Origin of the sequence: Campylobacter sp. BCW_6467, from assembly GCF_001762855.1 — a bacterium.
Taxonomy (GTDB): domain Bacteria; phylum Campylobacterota; class Campylobacteria; order Campylobacterales; family Campylobacteraceae; genus Campylobacter_D; species Campylobacter_D jejuni.
Window position 1 is genome coordinate 37,078 of the sequence record NZ_MJXP01000043.1, and the last position, 21,070, is coordinate 58,147.

General features: G+C 30.8%; 22 protein-coding genes, 1 other RNA gene and 1 pseudogene. 17 read left to right on the top strand and 7 right to left on the bottom strand.

The window, feature by feature from the left end; all coding sequences use genetic code 11:
* The first annotated feature begins 22 nt into the window (after window positions 1-22).
* From AJ888_RS06100 to AJ888_RS09485, 4 genes and pseudogenes are all read left to right on the top strand, one after another.
* Window positions 23-763, top strand: a complete 741-nt coding sequence (locus AJ888_RS06100; RefSeq protein WP_074498180.1) for a (Fe-S)-binding protein — start codon at window positions 23-25, stop codon at window positions 761-763.
* On the top strand, window positions 760-2,199 hold the full coding sequence (locus AJ888_RS06105; protein ID WP_002860914.1) for a LutB/LldF family L-lactate oxidation iron-sulfur protein: 1,440 nt from the start codon (window positions 760-762) through the stop codon (window positions 2,197-2,199). Before AJ888_RS06100 ends, AJ888_RS06105 begins: the two co-directional genes overlap by 4 nt.
* The gene (locus AJ888_RS06110) at window positions 2,192-2,848 is read left to right on the top strand and encodes a lactate utilization protein C (protein ID WP_002860913.1); all 657 of its coding nucleotides are present in this window, start codon (window positions 2,192-2,194) and stop codon (window positions 2,846-2,848) included. The genes AJ888_RS06105 and AJ888_RS06110 overlap by 8 nt, the downstream gene beginning before the upstream one ends.
* Before the next feature lie 173 nt (window positions 2,849-3,021).
* Window positions 3,022-3,639, top strand: a pseudogene (locus tag AJ888_RS09485) (bacteriohemerythrin).
* 241 nt (window positions 3,640-3,880) lie between these two features.
* Here the strand turns inward: AJ888_RS09485 and AJ888_RS06125 are convergent.
* The 3 genes from AJ888_RS06125 to AJ888_RS06135 form a co-directional block, all read right to left on the bottom strand.
* On the bottom strand, window positions 3,881-4,912 hold the full coding sequence (locus tag AJ888_RS06125; RefSeq protein ID WP_002860908.1) for a Cj0069 family protein: 1,032 nt from the start codon (window positions 4,910-4,912) through the stop codon (window positions 3,881-3,883).
* Between the two features lie 78 nt (window positions 4,913-4,990).
* A complete protein-coding gene (gene sppA / locus AJ888_RS06130) occupies window positions 4,991-5,887 on the bottom strand; it encodes a signal peptide peptidase SppA (protein ID WP_002860907.1) in 897 nt (298 codons plus the stop codon).
* Window positions 5,875-7,104 carry a metal-dependent hydrolase gene (locus AJ888_RS06135; protein ID WP_002860906.1) on the bottom strand — a complete coding sequence of 410 codons (1,230 nt, stop codon included), beginning with the start codon at window positions 7,102-7,104 and terminating at the stop codon, window positions 5,875-5,877. The genes sppA and AJ888_RS06135 overlap by 13 nt, the downstream gene beginning before the upstream one ends.
* 90 nt (window positions 7,105-7,194) lie before the next feature.
* Here AJ888_RS06135 and aroQ point away from each other — a divergent pair, with 90 nt between their 5' ends.
* Genes aroQ through fliY form a run of 8 tightly spaced genes read left to right on the top strand, consistent with a single transcriptional unit; the run spans window position 7,195 to window position 13,440 of the window.
* Window positions 7,195-7,674: a type II 3-dehydroquinate dehydratase gene (gene aroQ, locus AJ888_RS06140; protein WP_002860905.1), complete on the top strand. Its 480-nt coding sequence runs from the start codon at window positions 7,195-7,197 to the stop codon at window positions 7,672-7,674.
* 2 nt (window positions 7,675-7,676) lie between these two features.
* Complete coding sequence (folK, locus tag AJ888_RS06145; RefSeq protein WP_002851803.1) at window positions 7,677-8,150, top strand: 2-amino-4-hydroxy-6-hydroxymethyldihydropteridine diphosphokinase; 474 nt, start codon at window positions 7,677-7,679, stop codon at window positions 8,148-8,150.
* Between the two features lie 10 nt (window positions 8,151-8,160).
* Window positions 8,161-9,615: a flagellar biosynthesis protein FlhF gene (gene flhF / locus AJ888_RS06150; protein ID WP_002860904.1), complete on the top strand. Its 1,455-nt coding sequence runs from the start codon at window positions 8,161-8,163 to the stop codon at window positions 9,613-9,615.
* Window positions 9,608-10,474 carry a flagella biosynthesis ATPase FlhG gene (gene flhG, locus AJ888_RS06155; RefSeq protein ID WP_002854691.1) on the top strand — a complete coding sequence of 289 codons (867 nt, stop codon included), beginning with the start codon at window positions 9,608-9,610 and terminating at the stop codon, window positions 10,472-10,474. The genes flhF and flhG overlap by 8 nt, the downstream gene beginning before the upstream one ends.
* Before the next feature lie 18 nt (window positions 10,475-10,492).
* Window positions 10,493-10,849, top strand: coding sequence for a hypothetical protein (locus AJ888_RS06160; protein ID WP_002854547.1), 357 nt, complete (start codon window positions 10,493-10,495; stop codon window positions 10,847-10,849).
* Window positions 10,830-11,522, top strand: coding sequence for an RNA polymerase sigma factor FliA (locus tag AJ888_RS06165; protein ID WP_032603269.1), 693 nt, complete (start codon window positions 10,830-10,832; stop codon window positions 11,520-11,522). Before AJ888_RS06160 ends, AJ888_RS06165 begins: the two co-directional genes overlap by 20 nt.
* Window positions 11,522-12,601 (top strand): flagellar motor switch protein FliM, encoded by a 1,080-nt coding sequence (gene fliM / locus AJ888_RS06170; RefSeq protein ID WP_002851710.1) that lies wholly within the window; start codon window positions 11,522-11,524, stop codon window positions 12,599-12,601. The genes AJ888_RS06165 and fliM overlap by 1 nt, the downstream gene beginning before the upstream one ends.
* On the top strand, window positions 12,598-13,440 hold the full coding sequence (gene fliY, locus AJ888_RS06175) for a flagellar motor switch protein FliY (protein WP_002860902.1): 843 nt from the start codon (window positions 12,598-12,600) through the stop codon (window positions 13,438-13,440). Before fliM ends, fliY begins: the two co-directional genes overlap by 4 nt.
* 48 nt (window positions 13,441-13,488) lie before the next feature.
* Here fliY and AJ888_RS06180 read toward each other — a convergent pair whose 3' ends face one another.
* Window positions 13,489-14,088 carry a C39 family peptidase gene (locus tag AJ888_RS06180; protein WP_002860901.1) on the bottom strand — a complete coding sequence of 200 codons (600 nt, stop codon included), beginning with the start codon at window positions 14,086-14,088 and terminating at the stop codon, window positions 13,489-13,491.
* The gene (locus AJ888_RS06185; RefSeq protein ID WP_002860900.1) at window positions 14,073-14,927 is read right to left on the bottom strand and encodes a hypothetical protein; all 855 of its coding nucleotides are present in this window, start codon (window positions 14,925-14,927) and stop codon (window positions 14,073-14,075) included. Before AJ888_RS06185 ends, AJ888_RS06180 begins: the two co-directional genes overlap by 16 nt.
* Before the next feature lie 128 nt (window positions 14,928-15,055).
* On the opposite strand from AJ888_RS06185, the gene AJ888_RS06190 reads away from it, so the two are divergent.
* The 4 genes from AJ888_RS06190 (at window position 15,056) to mnmA (ending at window position 18,077) form a co-directional block, all read left to right on the top strand.
* Window positions 15,056-15,661 (top strand): hypothetical protein, encoded by a 606-nt coding sequence (locus AJ888_RS06190; protein ID WP_002860899.1) that lies wholly within the window; start codon window positions 15,056-15,058, stop codon window positions 15,659-15,661.
* A complete protein-coding gene (locus AJ888_RS06195; protein ID WP_002860898.1) occupies window positions 15,658-16,335 on the top strand; it encodes a hypothetical protein in 678 nt (225 codons plus the stop codon). The genes AJ888_RS06190 and AJ888_RS06195 overlap by 4 nt, the downstream gene beginning before the upstream one ends.
* 120 nt (window positions 16,336-16,455) lie before the next feature.
* A complete protein-coding gene (locus AJ888_RS06200; protein ID WP_002860897.1) occupies window positions 16,456-17,061 on the top strand; it encodes a TIGR00730 family Rossman fold protein in 606 nt (201 codons plus the stop codon).
* Window positions 17,061-18,077 (top strand): tRNA 2-thiouridine(34) synthase MnmA, encoded by a 1,017-nt coding sequence (mnmA, locus tag AJ888_RS06205; RefSeq protein WP_002860896.1) that lies wholly within the window; start codon window positions 17,061-17,063, stop codon window positions 18,075-18,077. The genes AJ888_RS06200 and mnmA overlap by 1 nt, the downstream gene beginning before the upstream one ends.
* Before the next feature lie 27 nt (window positions 18,078-18,104).
* On the opposite strand, the gene AJ888_RS06210 is transcribed toward mnmA, so the two are convergent.
* The gene (locus AJ888_RS06210) at window positions 18,105-19,913 is read right to left on the bottom strand and encodes a DASS family sodium-coupled anion symporter (protein ID WP_002860895.1); all 1,809 of its coding nucleotides are present in this window, start codon (window positions 19,911-19,913) and stop codon (window positions 18,105-18,107) included.
* A 191-nt stretch (window positions 19,914-20,104) separates the two neighbouring features.
* Window positions 20,105-20,202: signal recognition particle sRNA small type (gene ffs, locus AJ888_RS06215), an RNA gene on the bottom strand.
* Between the two features lie 190 nt (window positions 20,203-20,392).
* Between ffs and AJ888_RS06220 the strand changes: the two genes are divergently transcribed.
* The gene (locus AJ888_RS06220; RefSeq protein WP_002860894.1) at window positions 20,393-21,070 is read left to right on the top strand and encodes a hemerythrin family protein; all 678 of its coding nucleotides are present in this window, start codon (window positions 20,393-20,395) and stop codon (window positions 21,068-21,070) included.

The following is a 21,070-nucleotide window of genomic DNA, read 5'->3' on the forward strand; positions in this document are numbered from 1 at the left end:
CTAAATTATCCCAAAAGGAGAGATCATGAAAAAGGTGTATTTTTACGCCACATGCTTAGGAAGTGCTGCTATGCAACAAAGCGTTTTAAATGCAATAAAACTTTTAAGGCGTGAAGGTATTGAAGTGATTTTTAAAAAAAATCAAACCTGTTGCGCTCAACCTTCTTTTAACTCGGGTTATTTCAATGAAAGTCGTGAGATTGCTTTATATAATATAGATTTATTTGATAAAGATTATCCCATCGTTGTACCAAGTGGTTCTTGTGCGGGCATGATGAGTCATGACTATCAAGAACTTTTTAAAAACAGACCTGAATTTTCTAAAGTCAAAGATTTTAGCTCTAGAGTCATAGAACTTTCACAATACCTTGATGAAGTTTTAAAAGTAGACTATGAAGATAAAGGTGCACCTATAAAAGTAACTTGGCATTCTAATTGCCATGCTTTAAGAGTGCAAAAAAGCATACAAGCGAGTAAAAATCTTATCAAAAAACTAAAAAATGTAGACTTAGTAGAACTTCAATACGAGGAAGAATGCTGTGGTTTTGGAGGAACCTTTTCAATAAAAGAGCCTGAAATTTCAAATGCTATGGTAAGAAGTAAAATCAAAGATATACAAAATAGCGGTGCAAAATATCTCATCAGTGGCGATGGAGGTTGTCTTTTAAACATAGATGGCACAATGAAAAGAATGGGTTTAGATATAAAAGGTATACATTTATATGACTTTTTACTTAAACGCTTAGAAGGAGAAAGACTATGAGTCAAAAAATTCCTCACGAACAAATCGTTCAAATTAAACTCAATGACAAGCAAATGCAAGAAAATTTAATGACTGCCATGCATACTTTACAAAAAAATAGACTCAATGTTATTGATGCTAGATTTAAAGACTGGCAGGGTTTAAGAGCTAAAGCTAAACAAGCTAAAAACAATGCCTTAATGAGTTTAGAAGAAAGGCTTTTAGAATTTGAAAAAAATGCTACAAAAAATGGCATTAAAGTGCATTGGGCAAGTAGTGATGAAGATGCCTGTGAAATCGTCTATGAAATCATGAAAGAAAAAAATATTACCAAGCTTTTAAAAGGTAAATCTATGGCAAGCGAAGAAATAGGCCTAAATCACTACCTAGAAAAAAAAGGTTTAAAAGCTATAGAAACCGATCTTGGAGAGCTTATTTTACAGCTTAATGAAGAGCCTCCTTTACATATAGTTGTACCTGCTATACATAGAAACCGCCATGAAATCGGAGAAATTTTCAAAGAAAAATTAGGAGCGAATTTAGAAAACAATGAACCTGAAAGTTTAAATGCGGTAGCTAGAGAGCATTTAAGAAAAGATTTTGAAGGCTTAAAACTTGGACTTAGTGGGGTCAATTTTGCCATGTCAAGAGAAGGAGCTTTTTGGCTTATAGAAAATGAAGGAAACGGTAGAATGTGCACTACAGCACCTGATATTCATATCGCACTTTGCGGCATAGAAAAAGTCATGGAAAGCTTTGAAGATGCGGCTACTATGGTTTCTTTACTCACTCCTTCAGCCACAGGACAATTTATACCAACTTATAATAATATCATTACAGGCCCTAGAAAAAATGGGGATTTAGATGGTCCTAAAGAAGTGCATGTGATTTTATTTGATCACAATCGCTCTAAAATGTTAGCTCATGAGGATTATTATGAGGCTTTGCGTTGTATTCGATGTGGGGCTTGTATGAATTTTTGCCCTGTTTATGATCAAATCGGCGGACATGCCTATCAAACCACTTATCCAGGACCTATAGGAGAAGTAATCAGTCCTAATATTTTTGGTATAGATCATACAGGAGATATTTTAAATTTCTGTTCACTTTGTGGGCGTTGTTCTGAAGTTTGTCCAGTGCAAATTCCTTTGGCTGATCTTATTCGCAAATTAAGATGTGATAAAATAGGACAAGGAAAAAATCCACCTTTAGGAGCAAATAATGTTCATCGCAATGCCTTAGAAGCCTTTGCTTTTAAACAATTTAAAAATATCGCAACCAATGGCAATAAATGGCGTTTTTCACTTTCAAAAGCACATTATTTCAACTGGACGGTACAAAATTTCGCAAGCGTTTTACCTGTGATTAAAAAATGGCACGCTTTTAAAGAATTACCTCAAATTAAAATGGATCTTTATAAAGAAGTGCAAAAACTAGAAGGAGTAAGCTATGAGTAAAATCGATGAAATTTCAAGCAAAAGTAAAGCAAGTATTTTAGAACATCTTAAAAAAGCTTACAAAGAAACAACGTTCACACGCATTGAAAGTATAGATCCTGTAGAACATATCCAAACCACCCAAGATATGCTTGCAGAAATGAAACAAAAAATGAATGATAACAAATACATCGTTGAAAATGCTACAAAAAATACCTTAGAAGAAAAAATCAATGAAATTATCACAAAATATGGCTTTAAAAGTATGATTTATGGGGCGGAATTAAATTTAAATTTAGAACAAATCAAAGCAGAAAAAAAGATTTGCTTTGATAAAGAAATCGAAAATTTAAGATCTGAGGTTTTTCATAGTGATTTTTCCATCATTCATGCAAGAGCAGGGGTAAGCTCTCACGGAGTTGCACTTGTACCTTCAAGCAAAACTCAACCTAGAATGCTAAGCCTTGCACCTAAACTTTGTATAGTGCTACTTAAAAAAGAAAATGTTGTTAAAAGTCTTAGCGAGGCTTTAAATTTGGTAAAAAAAGAAAATGAAATCTTACCTACTAATATCTTATTTATAGCAGGGCCTTCAAGAACAGCAGATATAGAACTTATCACTATTTTTGGTGTTCATGGGCCACAAATTGCACATATTATTATTTACTGATTCTATACTAGAATCAGTAAGTCTTAATTTTTAATATTAATTATATATATTTTTTATATTATACAAATATAAATAAAATAAATAATTTTCAATTAATAATATTTTAATAAAATATAATATTTCACTCAAATATATGAAATTAATTTTAAATACAAAAATTAAAGAAGGTGCTTTTGGATAAACTAATTCCAACTTGGAATGAAAAATACAGTATTCATGACACAATGATTGACATTCAACACCAAAAACTTTTTGAACTTGCAGCAAAAATAGAAAATATGGTTTATAAATTTGTTCAAAGAGATGAGTTAAAAGAAATTTTAATAAAACTTTTTAACTATAATAAAAGAACATTTTAGCAACGAAGAAGATTATATGCAATAAATTCATTATCCTTGTTTAAATGAACACAAAATCATGTATAAAATATCATTCATGATATGTCTTATCTTATACAAAACATAAAAACCACTAATGATTTAAAAGAGAAGCTTTACACAGTTTCTAAAAAATTGCTTTTAGAACATATACTCTATGAAGATATGAAAGTTGAACAATACAGAAGATCTTCTTTAGCTTCTGAAGATGATGGGGGAGGTAAGCTTTGAAGAAGTCAAAGAAGAAAAAGATGATGAAAATGCAGTTTATCTTTATACATGTGAATGCGTAGGACAAATGCATGATGTACCTTTTGGAATTCATCAAAAATTCAACTTAAGGGTGTAAAATTTAAATGTAAAAAATGTAAAGAAGCCATACAGTTTTATAAAAAATATTCAGAAAATTTCTAATTAACTATTTATGCGTTAAAATAATAAATAAAGTATAAGTTAGTCAAAGAAGGAAATTTAATGGATAAAAAATAAAATATTTTATTTTGGATAAATTTGACTATTCCTATCCTATACTAACCAAAGATACAAAATGCTCATTTTGTGAAATTTTTTTCCCAATAGAATATAGCTCAAACTTAAAAACAATAGAAAAAGAATGTCCATTTTTCAATAATAAAATGGACATTAAACTTAAAAACTAAGCCTTAGTTTTACTTACAATATTAATAATATTTGAAGCTACTTCATCAGCAAGCTCTAAATGAGAAGTAAAGCCTACACAAGAACAATTAATCTCGCCTAAAACATATTTATCATTGCCCTTTTCATCAGTATCTAAAATAAAATCAGCCGTCCAAATCAATGGTAAGTCGTAATTGCCTAATCTTTCCCTTACCTTAGGAAGCTCGCCTAAAAACATATCCACCAAAGTTTTCCAATCTTCTGGCTTATCATAACGATATTTTGCCCCACTAAAAAGCGTAGCAGAAAAAGCATCGGCATCTTCGGCTGGTTTTTTATGTACTACATTTACAGGAGTGTTATAAAGCATTAAAAGTCTGATTTCACCTTCTTTAATGCGCGGTAAAAAAGTCATATCCACAAGCATACCATTATCACCTATGATATATTGCTCACAAAAATCCATAAATTCCCCAAGCTCTCTATGTTCTACATGATTATCCTTAGCTTCCGTACACTTGATTTTTGTGTTTAAAGGCAAACTATCTCCACTAACATTACCCTCTACACTCACACGCCAAATTCCCTCTCCTGTAGAGCCACGATTTTGCTTTAAAACCCTTTCACCTTTAGCCAAACTTTTTGGAAAATTTTCTTTAAAAGTCTTAATATCATAGTAAGCATAAGTATCGCTTGGAACAAGATCAGTATCTGCTAATTTTGTAAGTGCATCTTTAGCACCATAACCTATCATAGCATCAGGATGAGGCATACCTACAAGCTTATCAGCACAAAGTTTTCTTAACATATCAAAATACTCATTTTCTTCTTTAAGATTGCCAGGATTGATGCGAGAAACATAACCATCAAAATTTTCTTTCACATATTTGTAAATTTCATCTTTTTTACTCACTTCAAAAAAAATCACCTCAGCATTCCAACCCTTAGCTTTTAAGGCATTTACCATAGGTATAGTATCTTTTCTATAACCATCTTCACCTTTATCACTCCCACCTTTAACTTCAAAAAAAACAATATTTTTTTTCATTATTTTACTCCTTATCTAAAATATAAATAATTATTGCATAAAAATATTACAAAAATTAAATAAAAATATTTATATATTTTATCTAGCGTTTATAAAACTGCTATTAGTCTTATAAGCGATTTCGATTAAGCTTTTACTTATCAAGTTTGATGCTTGTCCTTCTAGGCGGTTAAGAAATTTATCAATCTTATTTTCTTCTTTCCAAACGGGATTTGAAACATTAGCAAGTTTTTCAAGCTCCTTTTTAGCATTTTCATAATTACTAAGCTCATCTATAAGACCAAGCTCCTTAGCCTTGGCAGCTAAAAACACTCTTGCATTTGCCCATTGGTCTTTTTTGTTAAGATCTAATGCTCTTTCCTTAGCAACAAAACCTGTAAAAAGATCATAACTTTGATCAATTAAACCCTGTAAAAAATTTCTTTCATTCTCATTCCAAGCTCTTGCAAAAGTTCCAGCACTTTTAAATTCACCTGCTTGAATAGTTTGTTCTTTAATACCGAGTTTATTAGCCAATCCACTTAAATCAGCTCCTTGCATAATCACACCGATAGAGCCTATAAAACTTGCCGGATTGGCTAAAATTTTATTGGCTCCAACTCCTGCTAAATAACTTCCGCTTGCCATAGTTCCGCTTGCATAGACAAGCACGGGCTTTTTAATTTTTAAATCCTTTATAGCTAGAGCTAGTTCCATACTAGGAGCAAAAGCTCCACCAGGAGAGTCTATAACAAAAAGCACTCCTTTGATATTGCTATCATTTTTAGTATTGATAATTTTTTCTAAAACCGCAGAGCTATCAAAAATTTCACCCTTTAAATCAATACGTTCTAAATTTGCAAGATTGGAGCTTGAATTTGCACTAGGCATTAAAATCCATATAACAATCAACAATAAAACAAAGGTTTTAAAATAAGTATTGATAAATTTTATACCGCATCCTAAAGCCTTAAAAAATGATTTTAAAATCTGCATTCTTTTCCTTTTATAAATAATTTATTTACTTCCTTAGCATTTAAAATAAACTGCAAAGGAGCTTGCTTTTTATCACATTCTCCTAGCTCAAATACGCTAAAATCAGCAATTTTACCTTTTTTAAGCTCTCCTAAATTTAAATTTAAAGCCCTTGCAGGATAAAGTGTTACCATTTGCAAAAGCTTAGATGCTAACTCTAATAAATCAAAATTCTTATGTATAAGTAAATTCGCGCGCATTTCATCAAGTAAGGACAATGAAATATTTGAGCTAAGTCCATCGGTTCCTAAATGGATATTTAATCCACTTTTTAAAGCCGTTTTTAAATCTAAGCTTTTTTGACTTAAAAGGCGATTTGAAAATGCACAATGTGTAATAGAATGTAAATTCTTATCTAACCATTCATATTCTTTTAGATAAACACAATGTGTAAAAAGAGTCCTTACTCCTTTAAAGAGTTTAGCAAAATCCTTTGCTGTATAAAGAGGCTTAGGGTGAAGTGTAAAATTTTCAAGCCATTTTTTAAAACCCCCTTTAGACTCTCTAAGCCAGATATTTTCAGCCTTGCTTTCTAAAAAATGCGTACTAACTAGTAAATTTTGCTTTTTAGCTAAATCAAGAGCAAAATGAGCCAAACTAGGATGAGTTGAATAAGGAGAATGAATCGAAATTGCTGGGATAAAAAAATCATTTTTAAATTTCAAAGAATTTTCAAATCTTTTTAAAAATTCTTGTTTTTTATCTTCAAATTGATTTTCATTTGTGCCTAGAATTTCATTAAAAAATACTACACGCATCCCCTTTTGACTAGCCTTTAAACAAGGATCTAAATCACTCCCAAAACTTGAAATTTCACCTATGGTGCCTATACCGCTTTTTTGCATTTTTTTAATGCTTTGAAGTATTAATTCTTCTTTGGCCTGCGCATTTAACATGGAACGAGAATTTATAACACTTTTAAGCCAAATTAAAAATTCTCCAAAATGTAAAGTTGTTGAATTTGCACTAAATTCTAAGTGTGTGTGAGGATTTATAAAAGTAGGTAAAATAACCGAATTTTTAGGTGTTTTGATGATTTTAGCCTTAGGATATTTTTTTCTTAAATTATCCAATTTACCTAATTCTAAAATTTTATCTTCAAAAACAAAGGCTTGATTTTCTAGTATCGTAAAATCTTCATCACATAAAAAAAGATATCTTGCAGCAGCTATAAACACGATTTTCCTTTCAAAAATTACATTGTAGCAAAAATTTATTTTTAAAATGTTATAATATAAGGTTAAAAATAAATTTTTAAGGTTAAATCCATGAAAATAATGATTATCCAAGGCCCAAATGTTAATATGCTTGGCGTAAGAGAAGTGGGAATTTATGGTGCTATGAAAATGGAGCAAATTCATGAGCAAATGAAAATAGCTGCCACTCAAAGCAATGTAGAACTTGACTTTTTCCAAAGTAATTTTGAAGGTGAAATCGTAGACAAAATTCAAGAATGCCTTGGAACAGTTGATGGAATTATTATCAATGCAGCAGGCTATACTCATACTTCAATAGCTATTCGAGATGCTATTGCAGCGGTAGCTTTGCCTACAATTGAAGTGCATATTAGCAATGTTTATCGCAGAGAAGAATTTCGCCAAAAAAGTCTTATAGCGCCTGTATGCTCTGGAACTATTGTTGGTTTTGGTCCTTTTGGCTATCACTTGGCTTTAATGGGTGTAATTCAAATTTGTGAACAAATAAAAAATTTGCACGCAATGCAACAAGCACAACAAACAAATAAATAATAATGCTAAAAATTCAAGGAGTAAAACACTTTGAAAAAAGTCGTTTTTTTCCTTTTTTTAGTCAAAATATACGATCTTTTAAATATTTAGCCCTTATAGGCTTAGGAAGCAATATAGAACCTGAAAAAAAAAGATTTGATATGCTTTTTCGAGTAATGATGGATGATAAAAGATTTAAAATTTTATCCACATCTCCTATGTTGATAAATGAAGCCTTTGGTTTTAAAGAGCAAAAAGATTTTACCAATGCTGTTATGTTGATACAAACTAATTTGCACGCACGAGCACTTTTGAAAGTTTTACTTTATTATGAAGTAAAATTTAAACGCAAGAGAACTTTCAAAAACGCTCCTAGAACGCTTGATTTAGATCTTTTATACTTTTCACAAAAAGTCAAGCGTGATAAGTGGTGTGAGGTGCCTCATAAAGGGGCTAAAGAAAGAGTGAGTGTAATTTTGCCTTTAGGCATGATATAAGGAATATAATATGGGACAACTTATACATACTTTTACTGTTGAAGATACAGAACAAATTATACCCAAAGTAAAAGAAGATTACGGAGATAAAGCTTTAATTATAACAAATAAACAAATTCGTCCTAAAACCTTAAATCGCAATGCACTTTATGAGGTTATGGTAGCCATAGAAGAAAGCGACTATGAAGAACACTTAAAAAAACAAGGGAAATCTTTACCTGCAAAAAAAAGCTCGCCAAAACCATCTTCTACCTCTCTTGCAGAAGAAAAAATTAGATCTCAAATCCCTCAAGAAGATGAAGATGTAGTCTTGGATTTCTCAAATACTCGCTTAAATAGAAATTTAAACACTGTAAAAAACAATGACTTAACTAAAAAAACCTATCAAGATTTTCTACAAAACAAAATCAACCCTCATCAAAATAAGACTCTAGACTTTGATGATTTTAAAGAAAAGCTAAGTGAAGTTAGTAATGAAATTTCTAAAGTCACAAACACACCTTTAGAAAATTACACCCCTAATCTAAATTATAATAAAAAAATAGAAAATTTTGAAAAGCAATTTGAAAAACAAATCAACAAGCTTAACGATAAAATAGATCTTCTTGCAGATATGATGTGGGACGATAAAGCCGAAGCTAGAAAAAATCTTATGATACCTCCTGAATTTGCAAGTATTTATAAACAAGCCAAAGAAAGTGGAATGCTTGAAAATCATCTAGAAGCGATTATGAAGGCAACTATAGAAAATATGCCAGCTGCTATGAAAACCAACAAAGATGCGGTTCAAAGATATTTTCACTCACTTTTAAGAAATATCTTGCCTTGTCGTGTTGAAAGCGATATAAAAAAACAAAAAATCATGATGCTAGTAGGCCCAACAGGAGTCGGAAAAACAACAACCTTAGCTAAGTTAGCTTTTCGCTATGCTTATGGAGATAAGCGTTATAAAACAGGTATTATTACGCTTGATACTTATAGAATCGGTGCGGTTGAGCAACTTTTTCAGTATGCAAAAATGATGAAACTTCCTATTATTGATAGCATAGAACCAAAGGATTTAGATGAAGCGATAAAAAGCTTAAATAATTGCGAAGTAATTTTGGTTGATACTATAGGAAATTCACAATACGATCAAAGTAAACTTTCTAAAACTAAAGAATTTTTAATGCACTCAAATGCAGAAATTGATGTAAATTTAGTGGTTTCTGCAAACACCAAACATGAAGATTTAATGGAAATTTATAAAAATTTTTCATTCTTAAATATTGATACTTTGATTATTACTAAATTTGATGAAACAAAGGTTTTTGGAAATATCTTCTCTCTTATTTATGAAACGAATATTCCTCTAAGCTTTTTCTCTACAGGACAAGAAGTGCCAGATGATTTAGAAGTAGCCAATAGTGATTTTCTAGTTCATTGTATTTTAGAAGGGTTTAATAAAGGAAAAAATAATGAATAACCAAGCAAATAAACTTCGCAATCTCATGAGTCAAAATGGAACCAAAAAATCCCAAAACACTCATTTTATAGCTATTACAAGTGGAAAAGGTGGCGTTGGAAAAAGTACGATTAGCGCAAATCTAGCCAATGTTTTAGCAAATAATGGCTATAAAGTTGGGCTTTTTGATGCTGATATTGGCTTGGCAAATTTGGATGTCATTTTAAATGTACGCATACAAAAAAATCTCTTGCATGTTTTACGTGGAGAATGCTCCTTGGAAGATATTTTAATAGAAGTTAAGCCAAATTTATGGCTCATCCCAGGCGAAAGTGGAGATGAGATTTTAAAATATAATGATAAAAATATTTACGAGAGATTTTTAAATCAAGCAAGTATTTTAGATGAGCTTGATTTTCTTATTATCGACACAGGCGCGGGTATTGGTGGAAATATTTTAAATTTTTTAGAAATGGCTGATGAAGTTATAGTAGTAACTGTTCCTGATCCTGCAGCAATCACTGATGCGTATGCAACCATAAAAACAACTTCTAAGACAAAAGAAAATTTACTAATGCTCTTTAATGTTGTAAAAAACGAAAATGAAGCTTTAAAAGTGTTTGAAAATATTAAAAAAGTTGCAGATGCAAACATTAAAAATCCTTTAAATTTAGAATTCTTAGGTCATTTAAGCGCTTCTAAAGATGTAAGTGGTAGTATTAAAAAAAGAACTTTATTTAGCGATGAAAACACAGCCTCAAGTGATGAGCTTAAAGCCCTAGCTTCCAAGCTTTTATATAGATTGGAACGGAAAGTGCTTGATAATGTTTCAAATCGTAGTTTTTCAAGTTTTTTTAGAAAAATTATTGAAAGATTTTAGCAATAAAGAGAAGAGATTATGAGGCCAGAAAATTACGTAGCATTTTTTACTGTTTGTGGATTTTTTATAGGACTTGCATTTAGCATTATTAGTATAGATGAAGCCTTTGATATACTGATTTTTACTTGTTTTATTACTTTTATGTTTTATGTTTTTGTTCATATTGCCATTATGAATTTTATAGATGTAAAGAAAATTAGCGGTAGAATCTTTAATAAACACGATTATGAAAAAACTAGCAATAATATTATCAACGATTTAGTTATTCGTGAAAAGAAAATGGATATAATTTTAGAAAAGCTCAATGAAGAAAGAGAAGAGCTAAAGAAAAATGAATCCAAAGAAAGACGAAGAAATGCTAAAAGAGCCGCCTAAAGCTTATGCACAAATGCTAAAGAAAGAGCAAGATGAGCTTGTGCTTTCTTACATGCCAGCCCTACGTGCTATGGCTTTTAGACTAAAAGAACGCTTGCCTTCAAGCATAGATGTTAATGATCTTATTAGCATAGGCGTTGAAGAAATGATAAAGCTTTCACGCCGTTACGATAAAGAACAAAATGATAACTTCTGGGGTTTTGCAAGAAAAAGAGTTAATGGCTCTATGCTTGATTATCTTAGAAGTCTTGATGTTATGAGTCGAAATAATCGTAAAATTATTAAAGATATTGATGCAATCATGGATGAATATTTCCTTGAGAATGAATGCGAACCTGATGATGAGTATCTAGCCAAAAAACTTGATTTAGATGTAGAAAAAATCAAAGAGGTAAGAACAGCTCATGCTATTAGCTATACCCTGCCCATCGATGAGCAAATCGAACTTTATAACGAAGACAATACTTTAGAAAAAATTGAAAAAGAAGAACTTTTAGAAAAAATTCACAAAGTGCTAGATGATCTTAAAGAGCGCGATCAGTTAATTATTCAGCTTTATTATTATGAAGAATTAAGCCTAAAAGAAATCAGTGAAATTTTACAAATCAGTGAAAGCAGAATTTCACAAATTCACAAAAAACTCCTTAAAAAACTTAGAGAAAGGCTAGTGTAATGGCTGAGATACTTTCCCAAGAAGAAATTGATGCCCTGCTTGAAGTTGTCGATGATAACACCGACACACCCATAGCCTCAAATTCAAAAGATGAAAAAGATGAAAGAAATATCGTTGTATATGATTTTAAGCGTCCCAACAGAGTTTCAAAAGAACAACTTAGGACAATCAAAGGCATACATGATAAATTAGCAAGAAATTTAGCCTCTCAAATTTCATCGATGATGAGAAGTATTGTTGAAACTAAACTTCATTCAGTCGATCAAATGACTTATGGAGAGTTTTTAATGTCTTTGCCAAGCCCAACAAGTTTTAACGTTTTTTCTATCAAACCTTTAGATGGAAACTGTGTTTTAGAAATCAATCCAAGCATAGCTTTTCCTATGATAGACAGGCTTTTAGGTGGTCAAGGTGATAGCTATGAAGCTTCGCGTGAGCTTACGGATATTGAGCTTAATTTGCTTGATTCTATTTTGCGTATCATTATGCAAAGACTTAAAGAAAGCTGGGCTACTGTAACTGAAATTTATCCTAGTATTGAAGCTAAAGAATCAAGTCCAAATGTTGTGCAAATCGTATCTCAAAATGAGATTGTTATCATGGTGGTAATGGAAATCATCATAGGAAATTCAAGCGGTATGGTAAATATCTGCTATCCTGTAGTACATTTAGAAAGTATATTAAGCCGTTTAGCAAACCGCGATATTATGATGGGTGAAACCTCAGCCAAAAAATCACGTAACAAAGAACTTAAAACTTTAATCGGTCGTGCTGAAGTGGTATATGAGGCAATTTTAGGAAAAACCTTAATTAATGTTCATGAATTTTTAGAACTTAAACAAGGTGATATTTTAAGGCTTGATAGAGAAGCAGATGATAAAGCTATAGTAAGCATCGATAAAAAAGATGTTTTCTTAGCACAAATTGGATTGCATCGTTTTAGAAAATCTATTAAAATTTTAGAACTCATACGCACAGATAAAGATGAAATCAAAGAAATTTTGGAAAAATACGAAGAAGAACGTAAAGCTAAAGCTAGTGTTTATGATGAGCCTGAAGAGGAGGATGAAGAAATATGATCAATGATTTTTTAAAAATGTTTACAAATGAATGCATCAGCACCATTGAAGGTTTAACAGGAAAAAGTGCTGAATTTAGCGAATATAAAGAATTTGATGTCAATGCAAGTGATACTTTAAAAGCACCTTTAGTGTATGCTATATTTGATATAGCAAATGGTGGAAAAATAGGAATTTTAGCCGGTGCTGTTTTAATGAGTGCTATTGGTGAATGGATGATGGGTGAAGAAGAGATCACCAAAAACGATAAACTAGGTCCTGATGAAATGGATGCAGCTAAAGAAGCCATCCAAAATATCATTTCAGCATTTTCTACAACTTTAGGAGCTCAAAAAGACATTCCAAAAATGGATTTTAGTATAGAATCTTGTGAATTTGTGCCTGAAAGCGTAGATTTTAAAGATTTTAAAAAATTATTTTTATATGATGTAAAAATAGGCGATTTAGAAGAACAAGTTTCTTTAGCCATGGATCAAACACTTCACAACATTCTAAGTGGAAAACCTGCTGAAACAGGAAATACAAGCACTGATTCTAATCACAACGCTGAAGAAAAAGCGATAATGCTTAGCGAAGAGCTTAAAAATATCAATCTTATCATGGATGTGCGTTTGCCTGTTCGTGTGCGTATAGGCAATAAAAAAATGCTTTTAAAAGATGTTTTAACTATGGATATAGGCTCAGTTGTGGAGCTTAATCAACTTGCAAACGATCCGCTTGAAATTTTAATCGGAGATAAAAGAATTGCTTATGGCGAGGTAGTAATTGTCGATGGTAACTTCGGCGTTCAAATTACAGAAATTGGTTCTAAAAAAGAAAGATTAGAACAACTAAGATAAAAAGTTTTAGCCTACAAATTAAGAATAATAAATATAAACGAATTAAAACTAAAACAAACTAAAAGGGCTGAAATCAAAATGTAAAGATTTTGGAGTATTTAACTTAAAAGGTTTTAGCTCTTTTTTAGGAGCAACAATTAAAGCATAACCACCTTTATTATATCTATCCCAAATACTAAAAAATTGACTTTTAGAACTTATATATTCTCCATGGCTTGGATCAAGTATTTGCAAATAATTTCCTTTATGATTGATAATTATAACAAAATGTGGAAAGCGTGGATCATCTTCAATTTTTACAAGCATTGGAATATTTACAAGTTTATCCAAGTTTTCTCTATTGATTTGATATGAATTGCTTTGAAAGCCCAGTTTTTTAACTGCATCGCTTAAATCTGCAAAGCTTACCATATCCGTATAAAGTTCTTGTCCGCTCATAATCTTTAAAAGTTCAAGTTCATCAAACTTTTTTTGATCATCAAGTATATTAAGTAAAGTTGCTAAAGATGAAGCCCCACAAGATTGCTCATAAGTTTGTCTTATTACTCTTTCGTTTTTAATTTCTTGATAAGACTTAACTACCCATTCGGCTTTTGCACTCAAAGCAAGAATGAGTAAAAATAATAAAATTTTTAGAATTTTTTCCATAAGCTTATCCCAAATATACTATCAGGAGAAGCAGAGCTTCCTCCAAAACTAGCATTAACAGAAACTGCGGTATCTGAATTAATGCTATAAGTAGAACCTAAACTTAAAGTTGGAATAGAACGCACTTCAGAATTTTGATAACCATTAATTTTTTGCTCGGTTTGAAATCTTTGCTCTGCTCCTAAATCTAAAGTAATTTTAGGACTTAGAATAATAGATAAATCCCCACCCACATAAATACTATTTCCATACTCTATTTTAAGGGTTTTAAATTTTCTTGATTGATTATAACCAAATCCTGTATAAATACTATAAACCACAGGATCGCTATATCCCCTTAAACTAGCTTGTAAGCTTTGTGATTTTAGATAAAAGTTTTTGGTTTGATTGATTGCTTTTTCTCTTTGAACGACTGCAGTTTGAAAGGTAATTTGTGGAATTAAATCTGCAATGCTATCGCCTGTATAAATAAAACCTAGCCATAAATTATCAAAACCTATTCTGTTTTTACTAGAATACTCATTTGTAAAAAAGTTTGTATATTCTTGTCTTGCATAACTTCCGCCCCCTGAAATAAGTATGTCAAACTTAGGTGTTATGGTATAAATGAAAGTTTGAGTTAAAAACACTTGCTTTGTATCATTCCAAATTGTAGGATCTCCGCCTATTGTTATATTAGGATAAAGAGAATACGAGTTTGCATTTCCTGTGCTAAGCAAAGAAAAGCTTGTAATGCTTCTTAAGCCTATTTGCTTTTTAAATAAACTGTCTATATTTAGTTCATCACTAGCAAAAACACAATTAACTAAAACCATAAATGCTAAACAAATCTTTTTCATTGTTGCCTTTCTAAATATTTTCAAATTTTTTTAAAAGCAATGAATGTTCCAAATAAAAAATTTGATTTTAATATATAATTTGTGATATTATTCAAATAAAGAGTAAAATAATTAAATAAGGAGAAATTATGCTTAAAAAATTAGCAAGTTCATTGATTTTAGGTTCTTTGTTAGCTAGTTCTGCTTTTGCTGGGGATTTTTTAGCTAAAGTTAGTAATGGTGCTTTAAGTGATAATTCTCAAGGGGTTAAAGCTCTTAATTTAGATGAGATGAAACAAGTTAAGGGTGGGTATCAAGTTGTGTTCTTACATAATGGAACTCAATGGAATCCAGCAGATGAACTATATGCCATAGCAAAATACACTGAAGGAGAATTACAATATATGGCAAACTACCTTCAAGGCAATGCAAACGCTCCACAAGGGCTTTGTGGTATAGATCAAACATCTTGCTCAAATCCTAGTAAAAATAGATTTACAGCATTTTTACAAGTAACACAAAATTCTCTCTCTATCCTTCCTGTATATACAGTTAAAAGACAAGTAAAAGTTTCTGATTTAGGAAAACCTTATGTTCTTTTCACTTATGGAGTTGGAGCATATGATACACAAAATCAGCAAATGTATAAATTTAATTCTAGCCCTATGTTAAATAATAATATGATTATTAAAGAAATGGCAAACAAATACAAAGGGCAAATGGAGTCTGCTCTTGGAGGGTGGTATGCAAGATGATTACTTTAAGTTCTTTTAATAGATATTTTGGAAATAATCCTCTACAGACACTTACTAAAATTAGAGATGAAAGTATCGAAAATGGAAATCCTGAGCTTACAAAAGAAGCAAGAGAAAAACTTGGTAATAGTTTTATAAATATGTATAAGGATTATGTGAAACTAAGCGATAAAGTAGAATTGGTCGAAGGATCAATAGAAGATAAACTTAGGAAAAATGAATTTTCAGAATCTGAGGTTAAAAGCTTATTTAAATGGATAGATGAAAATACAAAATCACCCCATTGGATGGAAGTTGATGGGGTGAGTTATGATGAAGCTTATATTAAAGTTTTTCATACAAGTAAAAATATAGACGAATTTAAAACAAAATATCTTGAGCTTCAACAAAAATATTTAGTCGATTTTAGAAATATTAATTCATCGCAAAAAAATTCAGAAGAAAACAAAGAAAAGCCTTTTAAACCTATGCAAGCAGAAAGTAAAAACAAAGAAACTTACAAAGATGATAGTAAAATGAATGAGCTTGTAAAAAAACTATTAGAAGGTAAATTTAACACAAGTAAAGAATTAGAACTTCTTTTTGGTATGAAATTTAGTGATGATGATGTAGGAGAATTTAATAAAGTCCTTTCTTTAAATTCTGCACCAAAAAGTATAGATATTAAGGCTTAAGGATTTAAAAGTCTTTAAATTCCTAATCTTAATAAAATAAACCTATTAAAACTTATATAATAAAGAACTTATTATAAATTTTTAGCTAGAATGGAATTTATTTTAACTAAAGGTTGAAAAATGAATGAAAAAATAAGCCAAGATTTAGAAAAATTTGCTAACATACCAAACCTAAAAAATGCCGTAACTTTTTTTGGTTCAGCAAGACTTAAAGAAGATAATTTTTATTATCAGCAGGCTAAAATTTTGGCACAAAAATGTGTTCAAAATGGTTTTTGTGTGATAAGCGGTGGAGGAGGAGGTATTATGCGTGCAGCCAACGAAGGTGCTTTTTCACAAAAAAATAATACAAATTCAATGAGTTCTGTAGGGTTTAATATATTTTTACCTCACGAGCAAAAACTTAATGATTTTGTAGAATATAATATTACTTTTGAGAGCTTAGCCATACGCAAAATGGCTCTTATTGAAAAGAGTCTAGCTTTTGTGATCTTCCCAGGCGGCTTTGGAACACTTGATGAATTGTGTGAAATTCTTACATTAAAACAACTAGAATTTAAAAAAGATGTTCCTATTATTTTGTTTGGGGGTGAATTTTGGCGAGGTTTTGATGAGTTCGTCAGAAATTCTTTGCTCAAACTTGAAGTGATTTCTAAAGGAGATGAGTTAAAGTATAAAATCACTGACGACTTGAATTTTATAATTAATACTTTAAAGGAAATTTAATGAAAATTCTAGTCGCTATGAGCGGTGGAGTTGATAGTACAGTCACTGCTTATAAACTTAAAAATTTAGGTCATGAAGTTATAGGTTGTTATATGAAGCTTCATGGCAAACCAAATTACCACGAAGAAAATATCAAAAAAGTAGAAAAAGTTGCAAATTTTTTACAAATTCCTTATCATATTTTAGACTTACAAGAAGATTTTAAAAACAAAGTTTATATGCCTTTTGTAGATACTTATAAAGAGGGTAAAACACCAAATCCTTGCGCTTTATGTAACCGTTTTATCAAACTTGGAAAACTTTTAGAATTTGCTAAAAGTTTAGGTTGTGAAAAACTTGCCACGGGGCATTATGCAAGACTTGAAAACAACTTAATAAAAACCGCAGTAGATGAAAGCAAGGATCAAAGCTATTTTTTAGCCAGTGCAGATAAAGAAGCTTTAAAATATCTTATTTTTCCGCTAGGCGAAATGAAAAAAGAAGATGTGAAAAAATTTGCTTCCACTATAGAGGTTTTAAAATCTTTTGCCACTCAAAAGGAAAGTTCTGAAATTTGCTTTGTTGAAGATACTTATGTGCAAGTTTTAGATCAGTTTATGGATACAAAAATTCCTGGAGAAGTATTAGATAGCAGCGGAAAAGTAGTAGGCAAACATGAGGGCTATATGCACTATACTATAGGCAAAAGAAGAGGCTTTGAAGTGCGTGGGGCACATGAACCACATTTTGTTTTAAAAATCAATCCTAAGCAAAATCAAATCATCGTAGGAACCAAAGAAGAACTTAAAATCAGTGAATTTAAGCTAAAAAATATCAATCTTTTTATAGATGCTAAAGAGCTTGATTGCGAAGTAAAAATCCGCTATCGTTCAAAATCTACACCTTGCAAGGTAGAAATTTATGAAGATAAAAGTGCAAAAATCACTCTAAAAAATCCTGTTTATGGACTTGCTAGCGGACAAATGGCAGTCTTTTATGATTATGATAAAGTCATAGCAAGCGGTTTTATAGAATAATTTCTAGGAATTAATTCCTAGAAATTATTAATAAAATCCTAAAATTTTCCACCAAATAAGTCCAACAGCTATCATCACTACTATATCAACTATGGAAATCACAAAACCTATACTCCACCATTTTTTAAGAGTTACATAGCCTGTTCCAAAAATAACAGGAGCTGTTCCTGTTGCATAGTGAGTTAATGCCATCATAACATTACCTGAAGCTATCATAATAAAAGCATAAAGAAGTGGTGGTGTTCCTAAGGCAAGCCCTGCGCTATAAAAAACAAAAAACATTGCTGATATATGAGCTGTAGTAGAAGCAAAGAAATAGTGCGTATATAAAAAAGCAAGGCTTAAAAATATCATAATAGAAATTTCCCCAAGTCCCATAGCAGAAGCAAATTCACCTAAAGCTTCAGCTAAAAACTGAGTAACACCAAGTTTGCCAAGCAAAGTTGCCATCATTACAAGAGCTGAAAACCATACTAAAGTATTCCAAGCAGCTTTTTCAGCCAAAACTTCCCCAAAAGTTAAAACTCCACTAATCAACACCAAAGACAACCCAAGCAAAGCCACGCTAGTCGCATCAAGAGAAATTCCAAAAAGCAAACCAAAAGTCCCAGCCCATAAAAGCAAAAGCAAGACAAAAACACTGAGCATGATTTTTTCACTATTTTTCATTTTTCCAAGTTCTTTCAATTTATCTTTAGCAAAAGTGGAAGCATTAGGCGTGGATTTAATTTCTGGTGGAGAGAGAAAATAAAGCACCAAAGGCATCAAAAGCATAGCAGCTATACCAGGTAAAAACATTCCTAAAGCCCATTGCCCCCAAGTTAAATGCACTTCTAAATTTGTAGCTTGTGCTATAAGATCAACCACCAAAGGATTTGGAGCTGTAGCTGTAATAAACATAGCTGATGAAATAGGATTAGCTTGATAATTTACCAAAGAAAGATAAGTGCCTATTTTATTTTGCGTTCCATCTTCAGGAGTGGATTTAAAACTTCTTGCAATAGCTTGAACTATAGGATTTATGATAGCCCCTGCTCTTGCAGTATTTGAAGGAGTAACTGGAGCTAAAATGGTTTCACAAAAAGCTATAGAATAAGCAATACCTAAGGTTTTTTTACCAAAAATACTGATAAAATGATAAGCCAAACGCTCTCCAAGTCCTGTTTTAATAACTCCACGAGCCACAATAATAGAAATCACTATAAGCCAAATAAGAGAATTTGAAAAACCACTTAAAGCATCTTTTATACCTGTTTTAGATTTTAAATTTGATATAGCAGTATTTACCTTTTCATCTATACTCTTTTGAGATAAAAAATCAAGTGCTAAAGTATTTAAAGCTGAAATTTTAGTCTCATCAATAAGTTGTTGCGTAGAAGTTTTTGAAGTAGCCTTGGTGTAAATTTTACTTAGATTTTCAATCTGGTAATTTATATCTGTGCTTGATTTTAAAATTTCATTAACTTTTGCTTTTAAATTTCTACTTATATTAGCATTGATTAAAGCCTGCAAAATAGTGGCTTCAACTGCCTCATCCATAGTTGTTTTATAGATATTAGAATTATCTCTTAAAACAATTCCCTCAAGAGTTTTTATATGTGTAGCACGCACAGAACTTTGGGTAGTGGTAATGCCACTAAGAGCTATTATGGCAATAGCTATCATACAAACAGCCCCCAAAGGCATTACTTGCAAAATCACTGCCATAATCACAGCAATAAAAAGCCCAAGAAAATGCCAAGAATTATCTTCCAAACCTACAGGAGTAGGCATAAGCCAAAACACAGCTGCAATTAAAATACACAGCACCAACAAGGGAATTTTACTTCTGTTCATTATTTATCCTTTGATATTGGTAATGTAATTTACAATGCTTAAATTTTAATTAACTAATATTTTAATAAATCTTAAAATTACAATTTTTAAATAAATTTTTAATTTATTGTTACAAACATACATAATTTTTTACGTTATTAAAGAAGCTAGTCTAATTGAAAAATAAATAGGGAATTTTAAATGAAGAAAACCCTTCCCCAGATAACTGCGGCACACACTAAAATCAAGTGCTCTGCTGTGTTCCCACCCTGAAGCGGTGCTTAAAAATAGCATTGCACAGGTCTAAGAAAAGGCAAAGAAATTATATCATAATATACTTAAAAAGTGTTGAGCTATAAAAACTAAATATAAAAATGTATAAATATGTAACAAATTGGTTATATTTTGTATAAATTTTTAAATTTAATTTGCAAAATTATTGTTTTTTTCAAGGAAATACGATTATATAGATATATTATATAAATTTTTAAGGAAAAATCATGGAAATCAAATGGAGTAAAGATTTTAGCATTAAAAACATACAATTAGATAAACAACACGAACTAATTTTTGAAATTGCTGAAATTGCAAACGATTTAGCTTTAAAAATTCAAGATAATGATGTGCAACACAAAAATGATTTAAAACAAATTCTTACAAAGTTATTCCAATATGTAAAAATTCATTTCAAAGATGAAGAAAAATTTATGGAAAGCATTGATTTTCCTTTAATTGAAGAACATAGAAAATCTCATCAAATATTATTAAAAAAGACTAAAGAACTTTTAGAACACTCAAATGATATTGTTAAAATGTCATTTGAACTTTCAACATTGACCAAAGATTGGATTTTAGATCATTTTGCTATTGAAGATTTATGGATAGCTAACTTCACAAAAAAAGCTCTACATCTTCAAGAGATTCATTATAATCTAGAGCAATACATAAAATTAAAATCGATTAGGCAAGATTTAAAGACTGAAAAAACCTATGATTATATTTGCAACTGTTATTTGCGTACTCATGCAGTTCCACAAACCATACACGAAGAACTTGTTAGCAAAGAAAATACTTTAAAATGTGAAAAATGTGGACAAATTTTAGTGCATTTAGATCATATTGATTTAAATCAAAATTATGAAATGTTAAATCATATCCTCGAAAACATAGGAGTGTAA